The organism is Gammaproteobacteria bacterium (assembly GCA_028819075.1).
Classification (GTDB): Bacteria; Gemmatimonadota; Gemmatimonadetes; order Longimicrobiales; family Gaopeijiaceae; genus BD2-11.
Map to the genome: position 1 here is coordinate 1 of JAPPMM010000024.1, position 24174 is coordinate 24174.

16 protein-coding genes are annotated in these 24174 nt (G+C 68.7%); 8 read left to right on the forward strand and 8 right to left on the reverse strand.

Annotated features, from left to right (window positions below; genetic code table 11):
• The first annotated feature begins 368 nt into the window (after window positions 1-368).
• From OXU32_05760 to OXU32_05770, 3 genes are all read left to right on the forward strand, one after another.
• Entirely contained in the window at window positions 369-1220 is an 852-nt protein-coding gene (locus tag OXU32_05760) for an exonuclease domain-containing protein (GenBank protein ID MDE0073472.1), read from the forward strand.
• Window positions 1221-1336: 116 nt separating this feature from the next.
• Entirely contained in the window at window positions 1337-1735 is a 399-nt protein-coding gene (locus tag OXU32_05765; protein ID MDE0073473.1) for a hypothetical protein, read from the forward strand.
• Window positions 1736-1856: 121 nt separating this feature from the next.
• Window positions 1857-2381, forward strand: coding sequence for a hypothetical protein (locus tag OXU32_05770; protein MDE0073474.1), 525 nt, complete (start codon window positions 1857-1859; stop codon window positions 2379-2381).
• 85 nt (window positions 2382-2466) lie between these two features.
• On the opposite strand, the gene OXU32_05775 is transcribed toward OXU32_05770, so the two are convergent.
• Window positions 2467-2748 carry a tyrosine-type recombinase/integrase gene (locus tag OXU32_05775; GenBank protein MDE0073475.1) on the reverse strand — a complete coding sequence of 94 codons (282 nt, stop codon included), beginning with the start codon at window positions 2746-2748 and terminating at the stop codon, window positions 2467-2469.
• A 757-nt stretch (window positions 2749-3505) separates the two neighbouring features.
• Here OXU32_05775 and infA point away from each other — a divergent pair.
• A complete protein-coding gene (gene infA, locus OXU32_05780; GenBank protein MDE0073476.1) occupies window positions 3506-3721 on the forward strand; it encodes a translation initiation factor IF-1 in 216 nt (71 codons plus the stop codon).
• A gap of 1656 nt (window positions 3722-5377) precedes the next feature.
• On the opposite strand, the gene OXU32_05785 is transcribed toward infA, so the two are convergent.
• Entirely contained in the window at window positions 5378-5608 is a 231-nt protein-coding gene (locus OXU32_05785; GenBank protein ID MDE0073477.1) for a hypothetical protein, read from the reverse strand.
• Window positions 5609-7117: 1509 nt separating this feature from the next.
• Here OXU32_05785 and OXU32_05790 point away from each other — a divergent pair.
• Window positions 7118-7549, forward strand: coding sequence for an ankyrin repeat domain-containing protein (locus OXU32_05790; protein ID MDE0073478.1), 432 nt, complete (start codon window positions 7118-7120; stop codon window positions 7547-7549).
• A 157-nt stretch (window positions 7550-7706) separates the two neighbouring features.
• Here the strand turns inward: OXU32_05790 and thrA are convergent, their stop codons facing one another.
• The 5 genes from thrA to OXU32_05815 all read right to left on the reverse strand — a co-directional run bounded on the left by thrA (window position 7707) and on the right by OXU32_05815 (window position 17639).
• Window positions 7707-10202, reverse strand: coding sequence for a bifunctional aspartate kinase/homoserine dehydrogenase I (gene thrA / locus OXU32_05795; GenBank protein MDE0073479.1), 2496 nt, complete (start codon window positions 10200-10202; stop codon window positions 7707-7709).
• A gap of 158 nt (window positions 10203-10360) precedes the next feature.
• Entirely contained in the window at window positions 10361-11290 is a 930-nt protein-coding gene (locus tag OXU32_05800) for a hypothetical protein (GenBank protein MDE0073480.1), read from the reverse strand.
• 40 nt (window positions 11291-11330) lie between these two features.
• Window positions 11331-12782, reverse strand: a complete 1452-nt coding sequence (locus OXU32_05805) for a sodium:solute symporter (GenBank protein ID MDE0073481.1) — start codon at window positions 12780-12782, stop codon at window positions 11331-11333.
• Between the two features lie 28 nt (window positions 12783-12810).
• The gene (locus OXU32_05810; protein MDE0073482.1) at window positions 12811-15924 is read right to left on the reverse strand and encodes a serine hydrolase; all 3114 of its coding nucleotides are present in this window, start codon (window positions 15922-15924) and stop codon (window positions 12811-12813) included.
• A gap of 59 nt (window positions 15925-15983) precedes the next feature.
• Entirely contained in the window at window positions 15984-17639 is a 1656-nt protein-coding gene (locus OXU32_05815; protein MDE0073483.1) for a glycoside hydrolase family 3 C-terminal domain-containing protein, read from the reverse strand.
• Between the two features lie 437 nt (window positions 17640-18076).
• Here OXU32_05815 and OXU32_05820 point away from each other — a divergent pair, with 437 nt between their 5' ends.
• From OXU32_05820 to OXU32_05830, 3 genes are all read left to right on the forward strand, one after another.
• On the forward strand, window positions 18077-19351 hold the full coding sequence (locus OXU32_05820; GenBank protein ID MDE0073484.1) for a DUF1343 domain-containing protein: 1275 nt from the start codon (window positions 18077-18079) through the stop codon (window positions 19349-19351).
• 947 nt (window positions 19352-20298) lie between these two features.
• Window positions 20299-21234, forward strand: a complete 936-nt coding sequence (locus tag OXU32_05825; GenBank protein ID MDE0073485.1) for a 6-bladed beta-propeller — start codon at window positions 20299-20301, stop codon at window positions 21232-21234.
• A 316-nt stretch (window positions 21235-21550) separates the two neighbouring features.
• A complete protein-coding gene (locus OXU32_05830) occupies window positions 21551-22756 on the forward strand; it encodes a M14 family metallopeptidase (protein ID MDE0073486.1) in 1206 nt (401 codons plus the stop codon).
• On the opposite strand, the gene OXU32_05835 is transcribed toward OXU32_05830, so the two are convergent.
• A complete protein-coding gene (locus OXU32_05835) occupies window positions 22753-23769 on the reverse strand; it encodes a sugar phosphate nucleotidyltransferase (protein ID MDE0073487.1) in 1017 nt (338 codons plus the stop codon). The two genes, OXU32_05830 and OXU32_05835, sit on opposite strands and share 4 nt — an antisense overlap.
• Between the last annotated feature and the right edge of the window lie 405 nt (window positions 23770-24174).

Here is a 24174-nt window from a genome sequence, read left to right on the forward strand (position 1 = left end):
CACGCGGGGTTACAGCCCCGCCTCAGGAAGTGTTGACAAATGGTGGGGAGTCCCCGGTATAACCGCGGGCTGGCGAGGGGTGCTCCGCCCCCTTCGATCCCCAGGACAAACCCCGCTCCGGCAGCGTTCGCGGTTGGAAGGTCCGAAGGTCCCCCCGGTCGGCCCGTCGCCGGATGTTCCGCCCTCGGCTTCGCGGCTGAGTTCGCGGAGTGACCGGCGGGCAGCGTGGTCGGCGTTGCCACCGCTTCGGCGCCGGTCCCCCCGGCCTCCGGCACGGACTCCGTCCGTTCCTCCCGCCGGGGTCGAGTCCCCTTCCCGTCCCGGCCGGCAGGAGGGACGACCCACCGTTACCGCCCTCGTTCTCGGCAGTGGACGTCGAAACGGCGAACCCGAGCCGCGACAGCATCTGTCAGATCGGGATCGTCGACGTCCGGGACGGCCAGATAGTGGACGAGTGGAGCACGCTGGTGGACCCGGAGACGTGGTTCGATGACTGGAACGTCGATATCCATGGGATCGACGAAGAGGATGTGGTAGGCAGTCCGACGATGCCCGAACTGGAGGCCGAGATCCGTCAACGCCTACAGGGTCACGTCGTGACCCATTCGGCCTTCGACCGGGTGGCGTTCCAGCGCGCGTTCGAGCGCTACGGGCTTGCCACCCTGTCCGGTTTGTGGGTCGACACCGCACGCGTCGTGCGGCGGGCGTGGCGGGACCGTTTCGGCAAGAAGGGATACGGCCTCTGGAATGTCGCCGAGTTCCTCGGGATCGAGTTCGAGCACCATGACGCGCTTGAGGATGCGCGGGCGTGTGCCCGGATCATGCTCCGCGCCTGTCAGGACACGGGTTTGAGTCTAGAGGATTGGCCCAAGAGGGTCAGGCAGCCGATCTTCCCCAGCGCGCATGGCCCCGGGCCCGGGCCCGGCTACCGCAGCCGGGAAGGAAACCCGGACGGGCCGCTGCATGGGGAAGTCATCGTGTTCACGGGGACGCTTTCGCGCCCGCGCAGCGAACTCGTCGACAAGGCGGTCGAGTGGGGTTGCGACTACAGGAATCGGATGTCCGGAAGGGTCACCATCCTAGTTGTGGGCACACAGGACGAGCGCAAGTTGCGCGGTCGCGAGAAGAGCACAAAGCAGCGCGATGCCGAGGCGCTCATCACCAAGGGCCACGAGTTGCGCATCATCACCGAAGAGGACTTCTGGCAGCTCACGGGGTAGGGAGCGGGTCGCATCAGGGCATGGGGGAGGGGTCTGACCCCGACCGGGGGGCGGGTAACCGAGGCGCCCTTGCCCGCGTAATAAAATTTGGCCTCCCAGCCTTTTCAGGATCTCCAATGAAACGATCGCGCCGTTCCCTTTCGCTGCTGCTCGCGCTCGGCCTGACCCTTCTAGCCTGCCGCAGCGCTGCTGCCCCGGAACCGCCTTGGATCGCCGGCGAGTGGGAAGGCATCAACCACAACGCGCACCCGCCCCATTACTGGCACCTCGACCTGGACGCTCACCCGGAAGGTCGGGTCACCGGCACCTTCGGCATCAATCCCGCAGGCGGGAACCCCACCCGCGGCACCATCGAGGGCAGCCACCGGGATTTCGCCGTCGTGCTGCACGCCTCGGGCACCACCCGGGAGATCTCCTGCATCATCCATGGGGTTGACACGGGCGACGGATTGAACACCAACATCGACTGCGGCTGGGACGTGTCGGCACTGGTTTTCTTCTGGCGGGTCCGGTAGCCCGGGCCTTCGGCGCGATCGGGCGGCTTCAAACGCTGCCGGCCGGTTCCGGCCGCAATCAGGGGGACCGGCCCGATGCTTGCAACATAATGGCCTGCGATGAGTCCCCAGGAGGCGCCCGATGAGAAGATTGATGCTGGTAGTAGCTCTGGCAGGCTGTGAGGACGCGCCTGATCTAGACCCTGAAAGGGCGGTCAGTGACGAGACGGTGGCACGTCTGTCGCGCGATCTCTCCCAGCAGGAAAGGTTCCTGGACGCGGACCGAGCACTCTGGCTCCTGGCGCAGGCGGGCCAGAAAGGCGCCGACGCCATCATGTCCCTGGATCGTGCCGGAACCGTGAACGAGGACGTGTACCGTCTCGTCCGGACCGGTGGGTCGGAGATCGAGGAGCTTTGTGCCCAGGTGCCCGAGTTCACGGCATGCAAGCAGTTTGCCTGCCGCAGAGAGCTGGGCTGGCTCGGTATCGGAACGATGCAGTTCAGCTGCCGGGATTTTTACCGGATACGTTGCGCGTTCCGGCCAGAGGAGCTTGCGGGAGCCTTCGAGGGGTGCCGTGAAGAGATCCTGCGTGAGGAGGCTCTGCGTTTCCTGCGTTACGGCAGAGATTCGGTAGCGAGCATGCCCGACCGGAAGCCCTACCGGTGATGCGGGAGTTTCAGCCGGTTTCAGCCGCTTTCCGCCGGTTCCAGCCGCAGCCAGGGGGTTTCGCGCGCCATCCGGCAAACGCCCCTCACAGCCCCAGCTCCTTCTGCTTCTCCGGCTTCCGGTACGGCACCGCCAGCGTGGCAGCCGCGGCGCGCTTCGCCTCCTCGCCCCTCCGGTCGTAGATCCGCGTCGTGTCTGTCCGCGCGTGCCCCATGCAGCCGGCCATCACGGCCAGGTCGTTCCCCGCGGCCAGCAGGTGGGTGGCGAACGATCTCTGGAGCATGTGCGGCGTGACCGACCCGAGCCCTGCCTGCTCCGCACGGCTCCGGAGCCGCGAGGCGATCGCCCGCGGCCCCGGTGTCGAGATCCTCCAGCAGGCCCGATGTCCGCCCTGCCCTTACCCCTCGGGAACCCGAGATCGTCAAGTCTGCGCGATCCCAAGGCCCTTAGATTCCGCGAAATGCCTCCCAAACGCCTCGAAACGGGTCCTCCGAGCCCCGTCGCGGACTCAATCAGGTCCCGCTGCCCGTGCCCCCGGCCGCCAGGTACGCCGACCAGTCCTGCATGATCTGGTGCAGGCCGTCTCGAACACGCTGCACGCACGCGGAATTCGGAGACGAAAGCCGAGGCGAAGGTAGCGGTGCCAAGCCTGACGAGAACCGTGCGTGCAGCATGGCTCGTTGCCGATCCAGAAGTGCACATCGACATCAGGGTCGTTGTGCACGAGACACGCGCTCGGACGTGACACAACGACGATGCCGCAAATGGCTGGTGTGGTTGCGTTTGTGACGCCGCCGCCGGGACGGGCGTGACGCGCGGACACGGGTGCCCGTTGCCGGGAGCGACCCCCCTCCGTGGACGCTTGGCGTGCCACGGGGGAGGGTTGGGATGTGCACATCCCGGACACCCTCCCTCGGGGGTCGCTCCCGTTCCATCAATCCTTGCAGGAAGGCTTTGGGCGTTCGGGACCGGCGCGTCCTGGGCCTACGGGCGTCTGCCGCGACCTACGCCATCGGGGCGAGGGCCAATTGAGCATGGCCCGCAACACGGCTTGCGCGACGGGATCGTGTCACGGACGTTAGGCGGACCTGCTGCCTACTCTGTCCGTGAGAAGAGACCCGCCCTTGGCAAAACAGGCGATCGAAATCGAAGGGGTCGTTACCGAAGTCCTTCCCAACACTACCTTCCGGGTCCGCTTGGAGAACGGCCACTCGATCCTTGCGTATCTCGCCGGAAAGATGCGCCAGCACTACATCCGGGTGCTGGAGGGCGACCGAGTCAAGTGCGCGCTGTCCCCCTACGATCTGTCGAAGGGACGCATCACGTATCGGTACAAGTAGTCAGCGGGCCGACACAGGCTGCGGCGAACGCCGTGATCGTGATCGCTTCATCGTTATGGAAAACACGGTGGAAAAGTGGGAAAACTGGCACCATAGGAGCGAGTTGGCGGCAGAATCGTGACGAGATGGGGAAGCGACTCCGACTACTGATGCACATCGCGCACTCAAATGCAACGTAAGCGAATTCACGTGACCCGCGAGCCCCAAAACATCCTTGATGGCATCCCGCAGGGCACTACAGTATTCGTCCAGAGCACCGGGGAGGGGCCCGTGTTCCTCTTGGAGGGGCCGGAGGCCGATCCAGCCAGCGAGGACGGTGCAACCGTGCTGGCAGGATACCCGGTCTTTCGCATGACAGCTTGGAAGGTCGGCACCCATCCCGTTTGGGCTTGGCGTGGCGACGTTTCCTCCGTCCTCGCCATGCGCTGGTGACGTCGCGAGTGCTGACCGATCACATCGACCTTGCTCGCTCGCCACGTGCGCGCTCAGATGGGCTGCGCGGAGCGCTTCCAGGCGCTGGTGAGGAAGGGCGCGCGTACTTCGACTTTCTGCATGTGCGATGAGGCGGCGAATACTACGCAAGAGGCTCCGCGTCGAGCGCGCTGACAAGGTCTGCAAGCGCGACGGCTGTTCGCGGCCGGTGCATCCCAACCGCGATTCGGATTACTGCGATGCCGTTTGCTCGACGCGCGCGCACGAGCATGAAGCAAGACTGGAGCGCGCGCGCATCTCGGCGCGCGCATGGCTCTACGAACGACATCGAGGAGCTTGACCAGTGCCCCGTGATACGGGAGCCGCACGATCGGCGTGCGCGCGGGACCAGACCGGCGGACCGGCCTCCCCGAACCGCTCCGGCTCTGCGCCCGCCGGTCCTCCCATTCTCCGGGGCGGGCAGAGCCCGTCCCTCCGACCGGGACGTTGGGATGGGATCCGTCCCGGAGGCCGGGGGGAACCGGCGCCGAAGCGGTGGCGACCCAGACCACGCCGCTCGCCGGTCACTCCGCGGACTCAGCCGCGAAGCCGACGGGCATCGACCGGCGGTGATCGGCCGCCGTTGGGAGAACACCCGGCGACTGGCCGACCGGGGGGACCCCAACCGCGAACGCCTCCGGAGCGGGATTTAACGGGGGGTCGAAGGGGGGCGGAGCACCCCTCGCCAGCCTCCGCAGGGGACTCACGGAGTGTGGCCCCAAGGAGTAAGCTGGCTTGTCCACCTTACAGTGGGTCAAGCCAGCCCGGCGGAGCCGTCGAAACGCCCCTCTCGGCACCGCCCGGAACCACGCCTATCGAGCAGTCGCGGACAAGCTCCCCGGTCTCGTCGTCGGCAGCCTCAAGGACGATGAGGGCGACCAGCCCGGCCCATCACTCCCTCGGGACTGCGCCACGCTCTGGCGAGCGCCCGGTTTCCGGCCTACCCGTACACCTCGGAGACCCGAGATCGTCGATCTGAGGCCATCCTGTGGCCCGCAGATACCCCGAAACGCCTCCAAAACGGTTCGAATCTCCGGGACACGGAGCAATCGCTCGCGCGCCGTGCACGAACCGCCTGCCCTTCGGCAATCCGTTCTCCGCACTTCGCACACTTGGCATCACGGCTCCTAGCTGCTAGTAGTCTAGAGCCTCGCCAATCCCGCCCAACCGGCTAGGCTGGCGACATCACGAGTTGCGCCCAAGGGCGCCGAGAAGCTCATCGGCCTTGCCGGATTCCACCTTGGCCCGCTCCTTCCCGTGGTCGGCGATTCCTTGGCCGACGATGTACGCTACCAGAGGCAGCAGCGCCTCTTCCGAGATTGGGACACCGAGATTCTCGAAGACGACCACCGCCACTCCAGTGAGGGCGGTCAGGAACTTCTTCGAACCAAACATCGTCACGATTGCGTTTCGCACAGGCCTCCTCCTGTAGTGTTTGCACCATTTACAAACTACGCCCTCGTAGGGCCTTAGCCATCCTTATCGGGCATAAGCAGGGTGTTGTCGGAAGTCGCCGGCCATGGGAGTCCGGGCCGCTGTCGCGGCAGGGTGGGCGCGGACTCGCGGCAACGTCAGGTGCTCACCCGTTGGGTCGGCCCTCATTCAGTCCGGGGCAGGAAGGGGACTCGACCCCGGAGGCCGGGGGGACCGGCGCCGAAGCGGTGGCGACGCCGACCACGACGCCCGCCGGTCACTCCGCGGACACACCCGAAGCCGACGGCCTCGACCGGCGGTGAAAAGGTGGCGGATGGCCGCCCGGGGAACGTGCGGACCCCCCGGAAGTGGGCGGAACCCCAACTGCGAACGCTGCCGGAGCGGGGGCTTTCCCGGGGGATCGAAGGGGGGCGGAGCACCCGCCAGAGCGCCCCGTGTTGTACACGGGGCAGGCTGACTCTTGAGGCCATGAGGGCTCGGTACTACCGTTCACGGGAGACCCTTCGGCAGGCTGGCCAGGCTGCTCAACGAGCAAGACGGCGGCAGGCTGGTCATCAGGGATGCAATGGACGACGGCGACAACATTGGACGGCCATGAGAGAGTGGTGGGTGGTCCTGAACGAACGTGGCCAACCCCTTGCCTTCGCGGAGCGGCGGCAGGTCGCCGTCGAAGCCTTGCGCGCGGCCGGGGGTGATGGAAGAGTGAGGCTGCTCTTCGGCAGGAGCATACAGCGACAGGTGAACGAGCACCGATCCGTGGCAGCCCGCAAACAGGGCGACGCATGGGAGCTGCAGCATATCAAGACTGACAGGTATTGCTGGAAGTGCGGCTGCGACCTTCCCTCCGCTTCCGACTGCTATCGGCTGAAGCGGTCACCCTTAACCTTGTGTGAACCCTGTTACGAATCGTGATCCTCCCCGTCCGATCTTTCTTGGTAGCGGCATTGCTCGCGCCGACCTCCCTTGCCAGCCAATCCGTTCTGGCAACGCGGGCCGACAGCTTGGCGGAAGTGGCGAGGGTGGCTGCGGATCAGGGCGAGCATCCGGGACGAGTCGCACGGCTGTGGTACCTCGCCACCGCCGCGTGGACGGAAGAGGCTGCTCGCGCCGTGATCGCGGAAGACTTCGAGCGGTACACGAGGGCGCGGCGGCCGTACAACCAGGTGAGGGCGTTTGCAACCTACTGGCACGGAAAGGCTGCTTGCCCGACGGCCGACTGGCCCGGGATACCAGCCCAAGGCGGGCTAGACTACATCGCCGGAGTGTGGGTTGCTCTCGGCAGTCGCGGGCTCGACACCCGGCTTTCCGGTCGATGGACCGCTAACCTGTTGGATGGTGCTGATTTCATGCGCGCCGCGGCGGCAACGGTCGCGGCGTGCGACCCTTGATGGCACACCATTCAGGCCACGAGCGACAGGCCTTCCAGTGGATCCCTATGCCAGCAACTGGGGCAGTCGCTCTGGTCCAGAAGTCCGTGCGAGCCTCCCCGTGATGCCGTTCGCCGGTACGCCCTTGCATTTGGCTGCCGCGGCCGGCGACGCGGCTCAAGTGCGGCATCTGCTTGCGACCGGAAGCGATCCCAACGCCCGTGATCCCGTGATCGGCGCGACGCCTCTGCACTTGGCGGCAGGCTACAGTGGCTCTGTAAACGTGGTTCGGCTCCTGCTGGACGCCGGTGCCGACCCCAACGCCCGAGAGCAGTGGATGGGCGGCGCCCCGCTGCACGTGGCGGCGCACTGGGGCTATTTGGATGTGGCGCGGGTGCTGGTGGAGGCCGGCGCCGATCTCGCAGCACCTACGCACGCTGATGGGGAAACACCCATGCAGATTGCGGCATCACGGGGCCACCATGAGGTGGTCGAGTATTTGCTTGCGGCCGCTCCCGAAGACGGGCCACCGACCCTTGCGGGTGATGAGGCTTAGAATTCCCGCCAAACGGTGCGTGTTCCCCGCCATCGCGACACGATGGCGTGAGATGCCGTCCAACGGCGAGTGCGGCAGATCGTGCAGTCCTGGTTCAACTTAGACGATTCCTCGCCGTGATTCGCGCCTCCCACCCTCTGCCAAAATGGCAGACGGCCTACGTCGAAAGTCCCGACCGGGGCAAGGAGGTGCGCCGCTGACCCTGCCCGGCTCGGCCGGCAACCCGCCCGGCGGCCGCCACCAGGTCGGTCATGAGCCCGGCCGCGGTGACCTCCGGGCCCGCTCCGGGGCCCTGAATCACCATGGGATGGTCGGCGTACCATCGAGAGCGGATGACGAGCAGGTTTTCGGTTCCGCGGGTGCGAGCGGCGGGTTGGTCCTCGGGCACCACCTCCAGGCGGACGGACGCCACGCCCTGGGCCACCCGTGCCAGGCAGACGAGCCGCCCCCCCTGCGCCGTCGCCGCCCGCGACCGCTCGGCCATCTCGGCGTCGAGCCCGGAGAGCCGTTCGATGAACTCCCGGACCGGACCGGGCTGGAGGAGGCGCTCCGGGAGAATCGGTTCGACATCGACATCGGAAGGTTCCAGGGGGATCCCCGCCGTGCGTGCAAGGATGACGAGCTTTCGGACCACGTCCCTGAGGCCCAGGTCTTCCCTCGGATCCGGCTCGGAGATCCCTCTCCGCCGGGCTTCCTCGACCGCTGAACTGAACCGCCGCCCGCGGCTCAACTGGTCCATCAGGAAGGTGAGCGTACCCGACAGCGTCCCCTCGAGGGAGATGACGGTGTCACCGCTGCGCCGAAGGTCGGCGATCATTCGCACCATCGGGAGGCCGGCCCCCACAGTCGTCCCGTGGTGGAGGCCGCCCCCGCGCCCGGCAAGGCGCATGAGCGTCGCGTACTCCTCGAACGGCCCGGAAAGGGGAAGCTTGTTGGCCGTGACCACGGCGGCCCCGGCCCGGAGATAGTCCGCGTAGCACGCCGCGACGGTCGCGCTCGCGGTGCAGTCGACGACGACGAGCGGGTCGCCCGTCCAGACGGCCTCGAAGGCCCGGTCGGGATCGCCGCGGCCCCTCTCGACGTGCGACCTCCACCGGCCTGCCACCAGGCCCTCGAGGTCGGTTGCGGCCTTCCGGCTGTTCGAGATCCCGACCAGGACGGGCTGGACCCCGTGCGGCCGCATCGCGTCGTCCCCGCTTGCGGCGAACTGGTCGAGGAAGGCTCCGCCGACCCCGCCCGCCCCGAGCACGAGGATGCGGACGGGCTCGAGTTCGTCAGGCGGGCTGAAGAAGGCGCGGTGGACGGTGCGGAGCGCGACCCCCTCCTGCCCGGCGTTCACGACCCATGAGATGTTGCGTTCGGAGGATCCCTGGGCGATAGCGTGCACGTTTACCCTCGCAGCTCCCAGAGCCGAGAAGAGTTTCCCGGAGACGCCGGGCGTGTACCGCATCCCCTCTCCCACGACCGCGAGGATCGAAAACCCCTGTTCGACGGTCGGGTCGCGCACGAGCCGCGACTCCCGCTCCCTCCGGAACTCGGTCGCCAGAGCGGCCCGCGCCCGCTCCGCGTCGGCGCTCCTGACCGCCAGGGACAAGGCGTGCGCGCCCGAGTCCTGCGTGAAGAGAAGCGAGTCCACGTCGGCGACACGGAGCGCACGGAAGATCCGTTGCGAGGCCTCGGTAGCGCCGACCGTCTCGACGCCGGCGAGCCGGATCAACGCCACGTCCCTGGTCGCGGAGATCCCGCGCACCGGCCGAAGGGGATCCCGCTGAACCGAAGTCACGACCAGCGTCCCCGGGAGGGACGGATCGAGGGTGCTGCGGATCCTCAGCCGGATCCCGGCGCTCCGGGCAGGCTCCACTGCCGGGGGACAGATCACCTGCGCGCCGAAGTGGGCGAGCTCCAGGAGCTCCGCGTAGGTGATCTCGCGCACCGGCGCGGCGTCGGGCACGGCCTCGGGATCCGCGGTGAGAACCCCGTCCACGTCCGTCCAGATCTCGACCTCCGCCGCGCCCAGCATCGAACCGAGAAGGGTGGCCGTGTAGTCGGACGCGCCCCGGCCCAGCGTGGTCGTCTCCCCGGCGGCCGTCGAGGCGATGAACCCGGTGACCACCGGGACTCCGGCGTCTCCGGGAAGCCGCGCGCGCACCAACTCCCGCGACCGCTGCCGGTCCACCCGCGCCGCGCCGAAGCGGGTGTCGGTGCGGAGCAGCTCCCTTGCGTCCACGTCGACCGCGGCGACCCCATGGGAGCGCATGCAGGCGGCGACGAGCATCGAGGAGAGCAACTCCCCGAAGGAGAGCATCCAGTCGCGCGTGCGGAGGGTGCACTCGCCGAGAAGCTGGGCCCCGCTCGCGAGGCGCCGGAGGACGTCCATCGCCGCATCGAGGCGCAGGGCGAGGCCCGGCGCTTCGTCGGTCGGAGCGAGGGCGTGGAGAAGCTCCCGGTGCATCTCCGCGATCTCGCGCGTCACCGACGCGTGTCCGGCGTCCCCCCGCCCCGCAAGCTCGGCGACCTCGACCAGCCGGTCCGTCGTTCCGTCTACCGCGGAGACGACCACGACCGGGGTGGAGGTGGCGCGGGCATCGGCGACGAGACCGACGACGCGCCGGATACGCGCGGCGCTGCCGACCGAGGTCCCCCCGAACTTCATCACCCGAATCGGAGACGGGTGGTCCGGCTTGATCATGGCGGGAATAAACCGCTACCCGGCTACATGGTCAAGCCTCCGCCGGGCTACCGGACGAGGGACTGCGCGGAGCGGGATCCCGGCTCAAGCCCCGAGGGAGCGGACAGATGACGGGCGCGAGGTCAGTCCAGGAGGGTCAGGGCCAGGCGGGCGGCGCCGCGTTCGGGGGTGAAGGCGCGCGGGAGCAGGTGTCCGCCGGCGGAGGCGACGAGTTGCTCCGCATCGGCGCGGAGGGGGCCGCCCGGGGCGATGAGGCCGCCGGCCAGCGCGATGGTGGGGGGGTCGCCGGATGCGGGGGGAAAGAGTTCCCGGATGGTGGTGGAGAGCTGATCCCCGAGGGCGTCCAGCGCGCGCCGGATCACGGCGGTGGCGGGGGCGTCGCCGGAGCAGGCGGCGCGAATCACCAGGGGCGCGAGGGCGGCGATGTCGGCTTTGGTGGCGGATTCGGCCCAGGCGGGCAGTTGCCGCGGTCGGTCGAGGCCGAGGGATCCCAGCACGGCGGCGGTGAGGGCGGTCGGGGGGGCGCGCCGGTCGGTTGCGGCCGCGACGGCGCGCAGGGCCGACACGCCGATGTGGTAGCCGCTCCCTTCGTCGCCCATCACCCCGCCCCATCCGCCCACCTGCAGGCGGCGGCCGTCTTCCGCCGCCCCCAGCACCACCGAGCCGGTGCCGGCCACCACCACGATGCCCGGGCCGCCGCCGAAGGCGTCGTGGAAGGCGGCCTCCACGTCGGTGCCGACCCGCACCGCGCGCGCGATCCGTTCGTCGCGCAGGGCCGCTTCCAGGGCGCGGCGCACGCGCGGCCGGCCGGCGCCGGCCAGTCCCGCCCAGAGCGCCGGGAGCGGCAGGGCCACCCCGGCCGGGTCGGCCGCGCGGCGGACGGTGTCGGCGACCACCCGGGCCGCGGGGGCGGGGCGGTCGGGACGCACCAGGGCGGCGGGGCCTTCGGCACGGCCGGCGGTCGCGCCGTCGCGGGCGAGGAGCAGGACGCGGGTGCGGGTGCCGCCCCCATCGACGCCCGCGACGTACGGTCCGGTCACGGGGACGGGCATGGGGGGAGCACGGCCGGCTGCCGGACCTGGCCCATGCCCATCAGCCGCCGCCGACACGAGCCGCCGGCCGCGCAGCGGCCAGCGCCATCCCCACCACCACCGTGATCGCCGTGCCGATGAGCACGAACCAGGGCCACGCCACCCGGTTGGGCGCCAGGATCCAGATGGCCGTAACCGCGCCGATGCCGGTCACCATGCCGGCCGCCGTTCCCCCCGCGGTGGCGCGGCGCGACAACACCCCCAGCGCGAAGGCCCCCAGCAGCCCGCCGTAGACCAGCGAGGCAACGGCGAGGGCCACTTCCACCGCGCTGGTGCCGGCGCTCAGCGGGATGAACAGGATCGCGCCCCCGACCAGCAGCCCGGCCCAGACCAGGGTGAAGAGCTTGCCGGCCCGCAGGATGCGCGCGTCGTCGTCGATGCCGCGGGCGGGGGCCCAGAAGTCGTAGGCGGAGGAGGACGCCAGCGAGTTGATGGAGGAGGAGAGCGACGACATCGCCGCCGCGAACACGCCCGCGATCAGAAGCCCGGTGACACCGGCGGGAAGCTCCTCGACGATGAAGCGCGCGAAGATCTCGTCGGAGGCAGCGAAGGAGCGGTTCTCGTAGAAGGCCCAAAGGCCGAGCCCCACCAGCAGGAAGACGGCGAACTGGCCCACCACCGCGACCCCGCTCCCGATGAGGGCCCTGCGGCCGGCCGCGAGGTCCTTGCAGGTGAGCAGTCGCTGCACGATGAGCTGGTCGGTGCCGTGGGAGGCCATCGCCAGGAATCCGCCGCCCAGCAGCCCCGCCCACAAGGTGTAGGGCACCGAGAAGTCGAGGGACAGGTCCACGATGCGAAGCTTGCCCGCCGCGCCCGCCTGCGACAGGATCGCCCCCCATCCGCCATCAACCAGCCCCTGGAGCACAACGACCGCGATGACCGCACCGACCAGGTAGAGCGCCATCTGCACCGCATCTACCCACACGACCGCCTTGATGCCGCCGAAGTAGGTGTAGACCACCGTGAGCGCGCCGATTACCAGGATGGAAAGCGGGTAGGGCCAGCCGGTCACCAGCGCGAGCGGGATGGCGGTGGCGAAGAGGCGCACGGAATCGGCAAGGAGCCGGGTCACCATGAAGATCGCCGAGGTGAGGCGCCGCACCCCGCTGCCGAAGCGGGCGCCCAAGAGGGCGTAGGCGGTCTTGAGCTCGCCGCGGTAGTAGGCGGGCAGCAGAAGGGACGCGACCACCACCCGGCCCGCCAGGTATCCGAAGGTGAGCTGCAGGAAGCCCAGGGTGCCCAGGTACGCGACCCCGGGAATGGAGAGAAACGTCAGCGTGCTGGTCTCGGTGGCCACCACCGACAGCAGCACCGCCCCCCAGGGCAGCCTTCGGTTTCCCAGGAAGTAGTCCGACCCGCCCCGCTGGCGGCGGCCCAGCCAGGCGCCCCAGGCGGTGGTGGCCGCCAGGTAGGCCACCAGTACGGCCAGGTCGACGCCCCCGAAACCGTTCAATACACCCCCGTGAGGCGGTCGCAGCGGATCAAGAAGGAGGCCGTGGCTCGATGTCGAGGTCGGTGACGGCCTGGGCGGCGAGGTCGTGGACCTCGCGGCGCAGCGGGACGTGCCGGCTGTTCTCGCGGGTGGGGTTGACCCGGTTCAGGAGCAGCACCACGGCCAGGTCGAGCTCGGGGTCGATCCACACGGAGGGGCCGGTGAAGCCGGTGTGGCCGAAGGCGCGCCCGGTGAAAAACCGTCCTGCCGAGGAGTTGCCGGAGGGGGTGTCCCAGCCGGTGGCGCGACTCGCGCCGGCGTCGTGGCGGAGGGTGAAGTCGTCCACCGTGGCAGGCTCGACGACGCGCACCGTCCCGGACCGGGGAGCGCTACAGGGGATGGCCGGCGTGCGGTCGCAGGGGCCGGCGCTGCCTCCGGCCAGCATCATGGCGGCGTAGACGGCGATGTCGCGCGCGGAGGAGAAGAGACCGGCGTGGCCGGCCACGCCCCCCACCGCGTACGCGTTCTCGTCGTGGACCACCCCGCGCACGTGGACGCCCCGGTAGTCGGCGTCGATCTCGGTGGGGGCCACGCGCCCGTGCAGCACGGAGTCGGGGCTGAAGCCGGTGTCCTGCATGCCGAGCGGCCCCCACACGCGCTCGCTCAGGAAGCGGTCCAGCGGCTGGCCGGTGATCTCCTCGATCGCCCACGCCACCGTCATCATGCCGATGTCCGAATACACCGTGCTGTCGCCCGGCGCGTAGTCGAGAGGCAGCCCGGCGATGGCCTGCTGGTAGGCTTCCACGCCCTCCATCTCCAGGAAGAAGCGGCGGAAGGGAGGCAGCCCGGCCCGGTGGAGCAGCAACTGGCGCACGGTGACCGCCTCCTTGCGCGGGTCGCCCGCCGACCACCACGGAAGGTAGCGCACCACGGGGGCGTCCAGGTCGAGGCGGCCCTCGTCGACCAGGATCATGGCGGCCGTGGTGGTGCCCATCACCTTGGTGACCGAAGCCATGTCGTAGATGGAGGAAGGGGTGGCCGGCGCAGACGCGGGATCCCAGTCCAGGCGGCCGTAGCCGCGCAGGCGCACCAACTGGCCGTGGCGCACGACGGCGAGCGCCGCGCCCGGGCTGGCCGAGCCGGCGATGGCGTCGAGGATGCGGCGGTCGAGCGCCTCCAGGACGGCCGCCGACATCCCCGCGCCCGCGGGGTCGCCCTCGAGCGGGCTGATCTGCCCCTGGACCTCCTGGTCGTCATCCGCAGCGCGCGCGGCAGTCACGAACTCAAGCGGTTGCACGACCCACGACGGCACGGCCATCAGGGCGTCCCGGATCGCCGCCGGTTCCGGGAGCGCCTCCCTGCGGAGCCCGTCCCCCGCCCCGTGGTCGGGCGGGATGCTGATGGGGAGCGTACCGGAGATCTCCGCGGCTCCCATGAGCGCGAAGGCCCCGGCGCGCTGCGAGACCTCGTGGCTGCCCCAGGCGATGAGGTAGCTGCCCAGGTCCTCGAATGCGCTCAGCGAGTAGGGATTGCCGAAGGACGAGACCACCACCGCGCCGCGCCCGGACAGGTCGCCCACCATCTCGCGCAGCGCATCCGGGACCGCCACGGAGCCCGCTCCGGCGAACGGGGGCACGTACACGTTCAGGAGCACCACGTCCGCGTCGCCCGCGGCGTCCCGCACTGCCTGGTACGCCGCCGCATCCGATCCCTCGTCGAGGCGCAGGCTCCGGAAGCCGTCCACGAAGCGCGCCGCGACCCGGTCGAACTCGCGGCCGGCGATCAGGTCCTGGTCGCGGGCGTAGGTGACGCTCACCACCAGGCCGCGGGCATCGGCCGGGAGCGGCACCAGGCCGTCGCGGTCGCGCACCAGGGTGACGGAGCGCTCGGCGGCGAGGTCGGCGAAGGTCAGGTGCCGGGCGGAACCCGCCACCTCGGGCACGGCCACCAGGTCGACGGTGCGGCGCTCGTGGAGCCCCACGCGCGCCTTGGCGCCCAGCAGCAGCCGCACCGACCGGTCGATGCGTTCGCGCGCCACCCGGCCGGTGCGCACCGCGACCTCCACCGCGTCGATGGCCTCGCCCACATCCTCGGGCACAAGGAGCACGTCCGAGCCCGCCTCAAGAGCCAGCACCGCCGCTTCTCCCGCCCCGTATCCGCGCGAGATTGCGCCCATCCTCAATGCATCCGTGAAGATCAGGCCATCGAACTCCATGTCCTCGCGCAGGAGCTCCGTGAGGAAGTAGGGCGACAGCGTCGCCGGCACGTCGCTCCCCAGGATGCCGGGCACCGCGACGTGAGCCGTCATTACCGCATCGACGCCGGCGGACACGGCTCGCCGGAAGGGCACCAGCTCCATCGCCTCCAGGCGCTCCCTGTCCGCGGCCACCACCGGAAGTTCGATGTGCGAGTCGGTGCGGGTGTCGCCGTGACCCGGAAAGTGCTTCGCCGTGGTGAGCACGCCGCCCTCTCGCGCACCCTCGATGTACGCCGTCCCCAGCCGCGCCACCGCCTCCGGGTCCTCTCCGAAGGCACGGGTGTTGATGATGGGGTTCTCGGGATTGGAGTTGACGTCGAGGACCGGGGCGAAGTTCAGGTGCACGCCCAGCGCGCGCGCCTCCACCGCCGTGATGCGCCCGTATTCGTGGGCGAAGGCCGGGTCGCCGATGGCGCCGAAGGCCATCGTGGGCGGGAAGCTGGTGCCTCCGCCCTGCGGGAGCAGGGTGGGAAGCGCGTAGGAGTGGTTGACGCGCATCCCCGGACCCCCGTTCTCGAAATCCGCGGTGACCAGCAGCGGGACGCGGGCGGCGTTCTGGAGGCGGTTCAGCAGCGAGGCGTAGGAGTGGGGCGAGCCGATCGAGATGACGACGCCTCCGATGCCCTCCTCCGTCACCCAACGCTCCAGCGTGCGGAAGCTGGCGTCGCTCGACGAGGCGTACGCGCCGGGGATCCAGGGAACCACGAGCTGCGCGATGCGCTCGCGCAGGGAGAGCGAAGCGAGCGTCTCATCCACCCATGTACTCGCCCGACCATCGAGTTCATCGTAATAGAGGGCCGCAGGCGATCCCTCCGCTCCGCCGGAATCCCGAGCCGGACCGTCGCAGGCTGCCCCGACCGCAAGCAGGAGGAGCAACGCCGCCGGCCACGGCCACGGGACGGCCATCCCGACCCGTCCTGGACGCGGCCCTGCGGGACGAACCCGCCTGGCGTGCTTCACGCCCCTCATCGGCCCCTGACGGGGAGCTGAATCCCGTCTCCTATATCGAAGAGCGACGGGAGCCCTGTGGGCGTGCGCCCGCGGATGGGGATCTCCCCGAAGAGTGCCCGGGCGGCGGCGATCTGGCTGACCTCCGATGCGCTCCAGGCCAGCATGTAGGCCTGGGCTTCGGGGACGTCGGAGAGCAGGTAGGGATTGCCGAAAGAGATGACGATGTGCGGCACGCGCCGGTCCGCCAGCGCCTCGACGAAGTCCGACAGGGGCTCGGGCAGGTTCGGCCTGCCGTCGGTGCGGGCCGCGGCCACGTACGCGGATACGATGACCAGATCCGAGCGGGAGGCGCGCGCGAGCAGACGATCGTACTCGCTGTCGACGACGCCCGAGTCCAGATACGCCGTGCGCAGCCGGCGGTAGGTCTCGCGCACGCGAGTATTAAAATAGCGTCCGGCGAGCAGGTTGTTGCGAGCGCGGTACGTGACGGAGAGGACGTTCGCGGTGCGGGTTCCGCGCAGCGAGAGCAGGTTGCGGTCGTTGCGCAGGAGGGTAATGGATGCCTCGGCGATCTCCGTAGCCCGCTCCACATGCTCCGGGATCCCGACTTTGCGATGGATCCCGAAGATGTCCGTGTAGCGTTCGCGATCGAGCCCCATCCGCTCCTTCAACTCGAGGATGCGGGCCACCGAGCGGTCCAGGCGCGCTTCGCTGACGCGGCCCGAGCGGACCGCGGCGACCAGGCTCTCGCGCGCCGCGCGGGGGTTTTCGGGCATGAGGATGATGTCGGCGCCGGCTTCGAGCGCGCGCACGACCGCGTCGCGGGCCCCGAACCGGCGCGTGATCGCGGCCATGTTCATGGCGTCGGTCACGATCAGGCCCTCGAATCCCATCTCTCCCCGCAGCAGGTCTGAGAGGACCGCGGGGGAGAGGGTGCTGGGCATCGAGACGGAGCCGGTGACGGAGGGGATGGAGACGTGCGCGCTCATGACGGCGCCCATGCCGGCATCGACCGCCGCGCGGAAGGGACGCAGCTCGACGCGGTCCAGTCGCTCGCGGTCCACCCGGATCACCGGCAGATCCACATGGGAGTCCACCCCGGTGTCGCCGTGGCCCGGGAAGTGCTTGCCGGTAGCGACCGCGCCGTGCTCCTGAAGCCCGCGCACGAAGGCCGAGCCGAGCCGGGCCACCTCCGCGGGGTCCTCGCCGAAGGAGCGGGTGGCGATGACCGGGTTGTCCGGGTTGTTGTTGACGTCCAGCACCGGCGCGAAGGGGAGGTGGACGCCCACGGCGCGCGCTTCGACGGCGGTGACGCGGCCCATCTCCCAGGCCAGACTGTCGTCGCCCGTGGCGCCCACCGCCATCAGCGACGGGAACAGGGTGGCGCCGCCCAGCTCGATGTCGTTGGGCAGGTAGACCGCCCCGCGCATGCGGTAGCCGGCCCCGCTCTCTAGATCCGCTCCCACCAGCAGCGGGTACTTCGCCAGCGACTGCAGGTTGTTGATCTTGGCGGCCACCTCCGACGGAGAGCCCACCGACACGATCACGCCCCCGACCCCGTCATCGCGCACCGCCTCGGCCATGCGCTCGAAGTCCTCGGAGCCCGCCGGCGCGAAGTCGCCGAGCATCCACGGCATCAGCAACTGGCCCGCCTTCTCCTCGAGGGTCATCGACTCCAGGACGGAGGATGCCCAGGCGCCGAGCGCTTCTGCGGAGGCCGCAGGACTCGGTGTCGATGTTTCGTCGGCGACTCGGGCCGGGCGTGAAGGCGGGGGAGCCGGAGCCGGTCGGTCGACCGGAGGAGGAGCCGTGTTGCCAGCCGGAGGGGTTGCATCCGGCGCCGGGGCTTCCGTCGGCGCCGACGGCTCGGGCAAGCCGCGGCCAGACGGCGCGGTGCCGCAGGAGACAACGATCGGAACGAGCGCCAGGAGGGAGGCGAGACCATCCGTGCGAAGGGGCGGCGCGAGGCGCGAACCCGACGTCGCCCGACTATTCAGCGCAAGCACCGGTTGACGACTTCTTCCCCCCGGACGAAGTTGACAGCCCGCCGACCACCCATGGGACTGCTGCAATCGAGGACTGGCGCAAGGTAATGGTTTCCTCAAGGATGCGACAATCGCGGGTCGGTGCCGGCCTGGTCGCCGTGGGCGCGATCCTCCTCGGCGCCAATCTGATCGTGCGCGGAGGGGGCGATCCGGCCGTGGATGCTTCCGGCGGCATCGCCGCGCAGGTGGCCGGCGAAACCCGCCCCGGCATCGAGGTTCTGCTCGCGGACTCGATCCACCTGGTGGAGGACCGCCGCGCCGGGCTCGTCACCAACCACACGGGCATCGACCGTCAGGCCGTCTCCACCATCGACCTCCTGCACGGGGACGCGCGCGTGGAGCTGGTCGCACTCTATTCTCCCGAGCATGGCATCCGGGGCGAGGCCGAAGCCGGTGAACTCGTGGATAGCGGGACGGACCCCAGCACGGGGCTGCCGATCCATTCGCTCTACGGAGCGACCCGCAAGCCGACGCCGGAGATGCTGGAGGGCGTCGAGGTGCTCCTCTTCGACATCCAGGATATCGGCGCGCGCTACTACACTTACGTCTACACCATGGCGCTGGCGATGGAGGCGGCCGGCGAAGCCGGGATCCCCTTCGTGGTGCTGGACCGGCCCAACCCGATCGGGGGCGTCGAGGTGCAGGGCAACGTGCTGGATCCTGCGTTCGCGTCCTTCGTGGGCATGTACCCCATCCCCATGCGCCACGGGATGACCCCGGGCGAACTGGCGCGTCTTTTCCGGGGCGAGTTCGGGGTGGAGGCGGAACTCGGCGTGGCCCCGCTCTCGGGATGGAGCCGGGGCGACTGGTTCCCGGACACCGGGCTTCCCTGGGTGGCGCCTTCGCCGAACATGCCTTCGGTGGAGAGCGCCCGTCACTATCCGGGCACCTGCCTGTTCGAAGGGACCAACCTGTCCGTGGGCCGGGGCACGCCCATCGCCTTTCAGCAGATCGGAGCCCCCTGGCTGGACGGGGAGGCGCTGGCCGCGAACTTGAACGGTTATGGCCTCGCGGGCGTGCGCTTCGAGGCGGTTCGCTTCGTGCCGGAAAACCCCGGCGACGGCAAGCACGGCGGAGTCGAGGTGGGAGGCGTGAGGTTGGTCTCCACCGACCCGGGATACGATCCCACCGAGGCTGCGGTGGCGGCGCTTATCGAAGCTGCGGCGCTCTCCGGCGACTTGTGGGAATGGCGCGAGGCCGCCTTCGACCGGCTTGCGGGCACGGACCGCCTGCGGCTGGCTGTCGACGCGGGGGCGTCCATGCAGGAGGTGCGCGCCGCGTGGCAGCCGGACCTGGACGAGTTCCTGCAGGTTCGAGAGCGGTATCTCCAGTACTGATCCCGGCTCCGCGCTCAGGAGCTGCCTGTCGACCTCGGTGACTTTGCGGCAGGAACAACCGCATTCAGGGCGCGCAGGTTCTATCAACGCGGTACCGGTGAATGTACGGCACCTCATATTCGTCGAATGTAGTACCCCAGACCTCGTCACGGCTCGCGAGGACGATAGCGAGACGAGGGGTCCACGGCTTCAGGCAACTCCGCCCCTGTCCAACCTCTACCGTGCCCTCGAGAGTCCCCGCCGAATCGTAGATTTCCCAAACATCGACACGGTCCTCGCGCATCTCTCGAAGCAACCAGATCGTCCCGTCCATTCCAACCACGACCTGCCTGACGGGGGATGGTATCCGGGGACCCAGAACGCCCTGTGAACGGCACGGCGCCTACGCTCGAGTACTACGAGCGTGTCTCGACTGATCGAGATCGCCAGAATGTCAAAGGTCGGCGGAGTTCCGCTTTCATCCACTCTCCCAATCTGTACAATCGCAGAGCCGTCAGGCCTGAGTGCTGTCAGGTCTGCGAGTAAACCGCCCGGGGTCAAACGCGATCCTTCATTGGGCACGGGCACGTTGAACTGGATGATCCGCTCCGGCACGCGTTCGTCTTTCGTAAACAGCTGGATCCGCCCGAAGTCAGTTTGCTCGGCGGACGAGTCGCCGGTACTTTTTCATCGAAAATGACTGCTGCTGCCATGCAACTTGGTGCACAGGGAACACCGACGATTCTGGTAAACGGCGTAGTGTCGTAAGGCGTCGTGGACTCGCTGGAACTTGAGACCACGATCCGGAGGGTAACCCCATGATTTCTCAAATGCTTAGTATGAGTAGTACCTGTCTGTCCCGCTCGGAGCGTCATGCCCTCACGCTGCTTTGCATCGTCGGGTCCATTGCGTCCACCCCGCTGGTCGAACCCGTTACGGCTCAGTCGTGGGAGCCCGGGGATCTGCAAATGACCATCGGACGGTTGGACGGCGATGCCTCCGAGGTGTTCGGTCTTCTCCGCACGATCGAGGTAGACGCCGCCGGTAACGTCTACGTCCTGGGGGCGCAGACTTCCGATATCCACGTATTCGATCGGGACGGCACCCACATCACCTCGTATCGGCGGAGCGGGCAAGGCCCTCGAGAGCTCCTGGGCATTCGTGGCTCTGATCTCGATTCGGAAGGGGTTCTCCACATCGCGGATGTCGCCAATGGGCGGATCAGCACATTCGAACTCGATGGAGACAGTCTTGCCTTCAGGGGGGTGACAACTTTGAGGTTCCGACCAATCGACGTTTGTGTACTCGGAGGGCGACGTTACGTCCTGCGCCAGCCCGGAGGGCCAAGTGAGCCCACGATCAACGAAATCGACGGTGATGGCGAGGTAATTCGGGGCTTTGCGAGCCCCGAGGAGCCGCGAGGGGCTGAACAACGTCGAGAGCTGGGGCAGACGCCGCATATGCTCAACTACGGCTACATCGCGTGCGATGAAGCTACTCGAACGATCGTGAAGTTCAATTGGATGGTACCGGTGGTTCGAGCCTTCGACCCCGAGGGAGGGGTACTCTGGGAGACGACGCTTGAGGACTACGTTCCCTGGCAGCTCAGGCAAAACAGACTCGGCCTGTGCTGCCGGTATCGCCCGGACCCGGAAGAGGGCTTCTCGCACTCAGGCACGTCTGTCGTTGCGGATCGCGGCGGTAACGTGGTGCTCGGGCTTCAAATCGAAGGCCCGCGTTCTGCCGAGAACCGGCGTCACGAACTCGTCGTCCTGGATGTATCAGCAGGACGAGTGATCGAGAGACACCCCACAGTTGGAGCGGTCGGCTCCGTGAAGGATGGACTCATCTTCACCTATGGCGAAGAACCGTTCCCTCAGGTGCGCGTCTTTGGTACGAGTTAGAGAGTGTCGGTCATCCTCGTCGCGTTTGCGTTTAAGGCCGCATTCCATCACTCACAACAACGTTTGAGCACCTCGAATGCTGACATCCGCGGGCCACGATTGGTGTCCGCCGGAGAGTCCTCGGGGTAATGGACCTCGCGCCAACGATGGGGCCGAGCGGTTGAAGTGGACCGAGACAGGGGCACGGGCCGCGACGGCGACCGCGCCTGGACAGCGCGGCGAAGATGCCGCCATTATTCAGCGCCTGCGGTTCGACAACCTATAGGCCAGCCCCGGCATCTCCTGTATCGAGAACCGATTTCGAAGAGCCCAAACGGTGCCGAAACTCACCACGGAGCTACGCGCACTCCATGAAACCGCGCGCGTAAGCGGGCTCGGTCAGCGACGCTTCGGTCCCGAGGCCTACTGGACCATCCTCGATCCTATCCTGGACGGCAGCCCGGCGCTGGCGTGCGAAAGGGTGGGCGAAAGCGCCGAGGGACGGCCGCTCCGCATGGTGTCGTTCGGCGAGGGCGAGGTGGGGGTGCTGGCGTGGTCCCAGATGCACGGGGACGAGAGCACCGCGACCATGGCGCTGGCGGACATCATCTCATTCCTGGCCCGGCACCCGGAACACGCTCTGGTCCGGGCGCTGTCCCACCGTCTGAGCCTGCATTTCGTCCCCATGCTCAACCCGGACGGCGCGGCCCGCTTTCAGCGCCACAACGCGGCCGGGATCGACGTGAACCGGGATGCCCGAAGCCTCGCCACCCCGGAAGGGCGCGCGCTCAAGTCGGCGCACGACCGGATACGGCCCGCGTTCGGCTTCAACCTGCACGACCAGAGCCCGCGCTTTCGCGTCGGGGACTCCGGCCGCATGGCGGCCATCGCGCTCCTGGCGCCCGCCCACAGCGAAAAACCCGAGATCAGCGAGCGGCGGCGCGCGGCGATGCGCGTGTGCGGGGTGGTGCGCCAGGCGGTCGAGCCGCTGGTGGGCGGGCACGTCACCCGCTACGACGACGCCTTCAACCCGCGGGCCTTCGGCGACCTGATGGGAGCGTGGGGCACGAGCACGATTCTGATCGAGTCCGGCGGATGGCCGGATGATCCGCAGAAGCAGCACCTGCGCATGGTGAACTTCGTCGGCATTCTGTCCGCGCTGGGATCGATCGCCGACGGCAGCTTCGCGGAGGTCGACCTCGCCCTCTACGACGGGCTGCCTCCGAACGGGCACATGGTGAGCGACCTCCTGCTCGCCGGGGGCACGCTGATCGCGCAGGGTCTGCCGCCGATGGTGGCCGACGTGCTCATCGAGTACGACGATCCCCTAACGCGATCGGGCCCGACCATCGTGGAAGTGGGCGACCTGGCGGACCGGGAAGCCCATGAAACGGTCGCGGCCGGCGGACTCTTCGTCGTCGCCGGCGAGGGGCATCGCGCCCCGGACGGAAGCGCGCGGATCGGCCCGGGCGTACCCGCCGACCTGGTGGTGGCGCGGGACCCCGCGGGAGAGGTGGTAGTGAGAAGGATCGGCCGGGACTAGGCGCCCTCGTTCGCCCCCGTCGCCTCGACCACCGAGTGGTCCGAGACATTCACCCTTCCCTCCACACCCCGCACGATCGCGCCCGCGCCCACCAGCGACCCGTCCAGGCGCGCTCCCTCCACGCGCGCGCCGGCACCCACGATGGTGTTCGTCAGCCTGCTGCCGACCACTCTCGCCCCCCGCTCCAGCGTGACGTTGGGACCGATAACGCTCCCCTCGGCGACCACATCCTCATCCACCAGCACCGGTTCGGCAAGCGAGCAGTCGCTCAGCCGCGCCGCGGCCGACACCGCCGCGCCTCCCGCCTCCAGCAGATGCCGATTGGTGCCCAGCAGCCCCTCGGGACTGCCGCAGTCGTGCCAGGAGTCCACCGGGGCCGTGCGGATGCGCGCACCCCGGTCCACCATGTACTGGAAGGCGTCCGTCAGGTAGTACTCGCCCGACGAGCTCCTAGGCGCAGCCAGCACGTGGTCGATGCCCTCGAAGAGCAGGGCGGAATCGCGGATATGGTAGAGGCCGATGTTGGCGAGGCGGGAGACGGGCTGCTCCGGCTTCTCCACGATGCTCGTCATGGCGCCGTCCGGGCCGGTTACGACGACGCCGTACTTCCAGTAGTCCTCGACCTCCTTCGTCCAGATGACCGCGCTCCATTCCGGCGAGAGCGTTCGCGCCGGCGAAAGATCGGCCTCGAACAGGGTATCCGCGAACAGGATCAGCAGCTCGCCGTCCGCGAACGGCTGCGCCAGCTTGACCGCCCCCGCGGTTCCGTCCTGCACGGCCTGGACGACGTAGTGGACGGGCAGGTCCGGATACGCGTCTGCCATGTACCGGCGGATGACTTCGTCGAGATGGCCGACGATGAACACCATCTCCGTGACCCCGAAGCGCAAGAGGTCGTCGAGCAGATGGGCGAGGACCGGTCTCCCTGCCACGCGCACCAGCGCCTTGGGCAGGAGGTGGGTGTGGGGCCGCAACCTCGTTCCCTTGCCCGCAAGCGGAATGACGGCTTTCATGCAGTGGCGCAGTGTGAAGTTTGCGGCATTTCGTGGATATTAACCGGCAGAATGGAAATCGGACGCGCTCCAGCGTAAGATTAGGCGTTGCGAGTTGCCTCTGTTTCGCCAACCGGGCCTCCCAGGGGGGACAGGCTGAGCCAGGAACTCTCTTTTACCGATCGTCTCAAGCGCGCGCTTGTGGCGACGACTTCTCGAACGTCGGCCGACGCCACCGATCGCCGTCTCGTGGGCCGCACCTATGCCATCCCTTTCGCCCAGGTATGGGAAGCTGCTCTCGACCTCGTTCGCGGTGAACTGCCGCGCTGGCATGCCCGCTGGTGGGACGAGGAGGAAGGCGTCATTCACGCCCTTACGCGGGGGCGCCTTTCCCGCCGCGCGAGCGATGTCGTGATTCGCGTCGGA

Excerpts from the sequence above, each read along its gene's own strand:
- OXU32_05765 (MDE0073473.1), top strand. The coding sequence starts at position 1,337 with ATGAAACGATCGCGCCGTTCCCTTTCGCTGCTGCTCGCGCTCGGCCTG.
- OXU32_05770 (MDE0073474.1), top strand. The coding sequence starts at position 1,857 with ATGAGAAGATTGATGCTGGTAGTAGCTCTGGCAGGCTGTGAGGACGCG.
- OXU32_05790 (MDE0073478.1), top strand. The coding sequence starts at position 7,118 with ATGCCGTTCGCCGGTACGCCCTTGCATTTGGCTGCCGCGGCCGGCGAC.
- thrA (MDE0073479.1), bottom strand. The coding sequence starts at position 10,202 with ATGAAGTTCGGGGGGACCTCGGTCGGCAGCGCCGCGCGTATCCGGCGC.
- OXU32_05800 (MDE0073480.1), bottom strand. The coding sequence starts at position 11,290 with ATGCCCGTCCCCGTGACCGGACCGTACGTCGCGGGCGTCGATGGGGGC.
- OXU32_05810 (MDE0073482.1), bottom strand. The coding sequence starts at position 15,924 with ATGGCCGTCCCGTGGCCGTGGCCGGCGGCGTTGCTCCTCCTGCTTGCG.
- OXU32_05815 (MDE0073483.1), bottom strand. The coding sequence starts at position 17,639 with ATGACCCTCGAGGAGAAGGCGGGCCAGTTGCTGATGCCGTGGATGCTC.
- OXU32_05820 (MDE0073484.1), top strand. The coding sequence starts at position 18,077 with ATGCGACAATCGCGGGTCGGTGCCGGCCTGGTCGCCGTGGGCGCGATC.
- OXU32_05825 (MDE0073485.1), top strand. The coding sequence starts at position 20,299 with ATGACCATCGGACGGTTGGACGGCGATGCCTCCGAGGTGTTCGGTCTT.
- OXU32_05835 (MDE0073487.1), bottom strand. The coding sequence starts at position 23,769 with ATGAAAGCCGTCATTCCGCTTGCGGGCAAGGGAACGAGGTTGCGGCCC.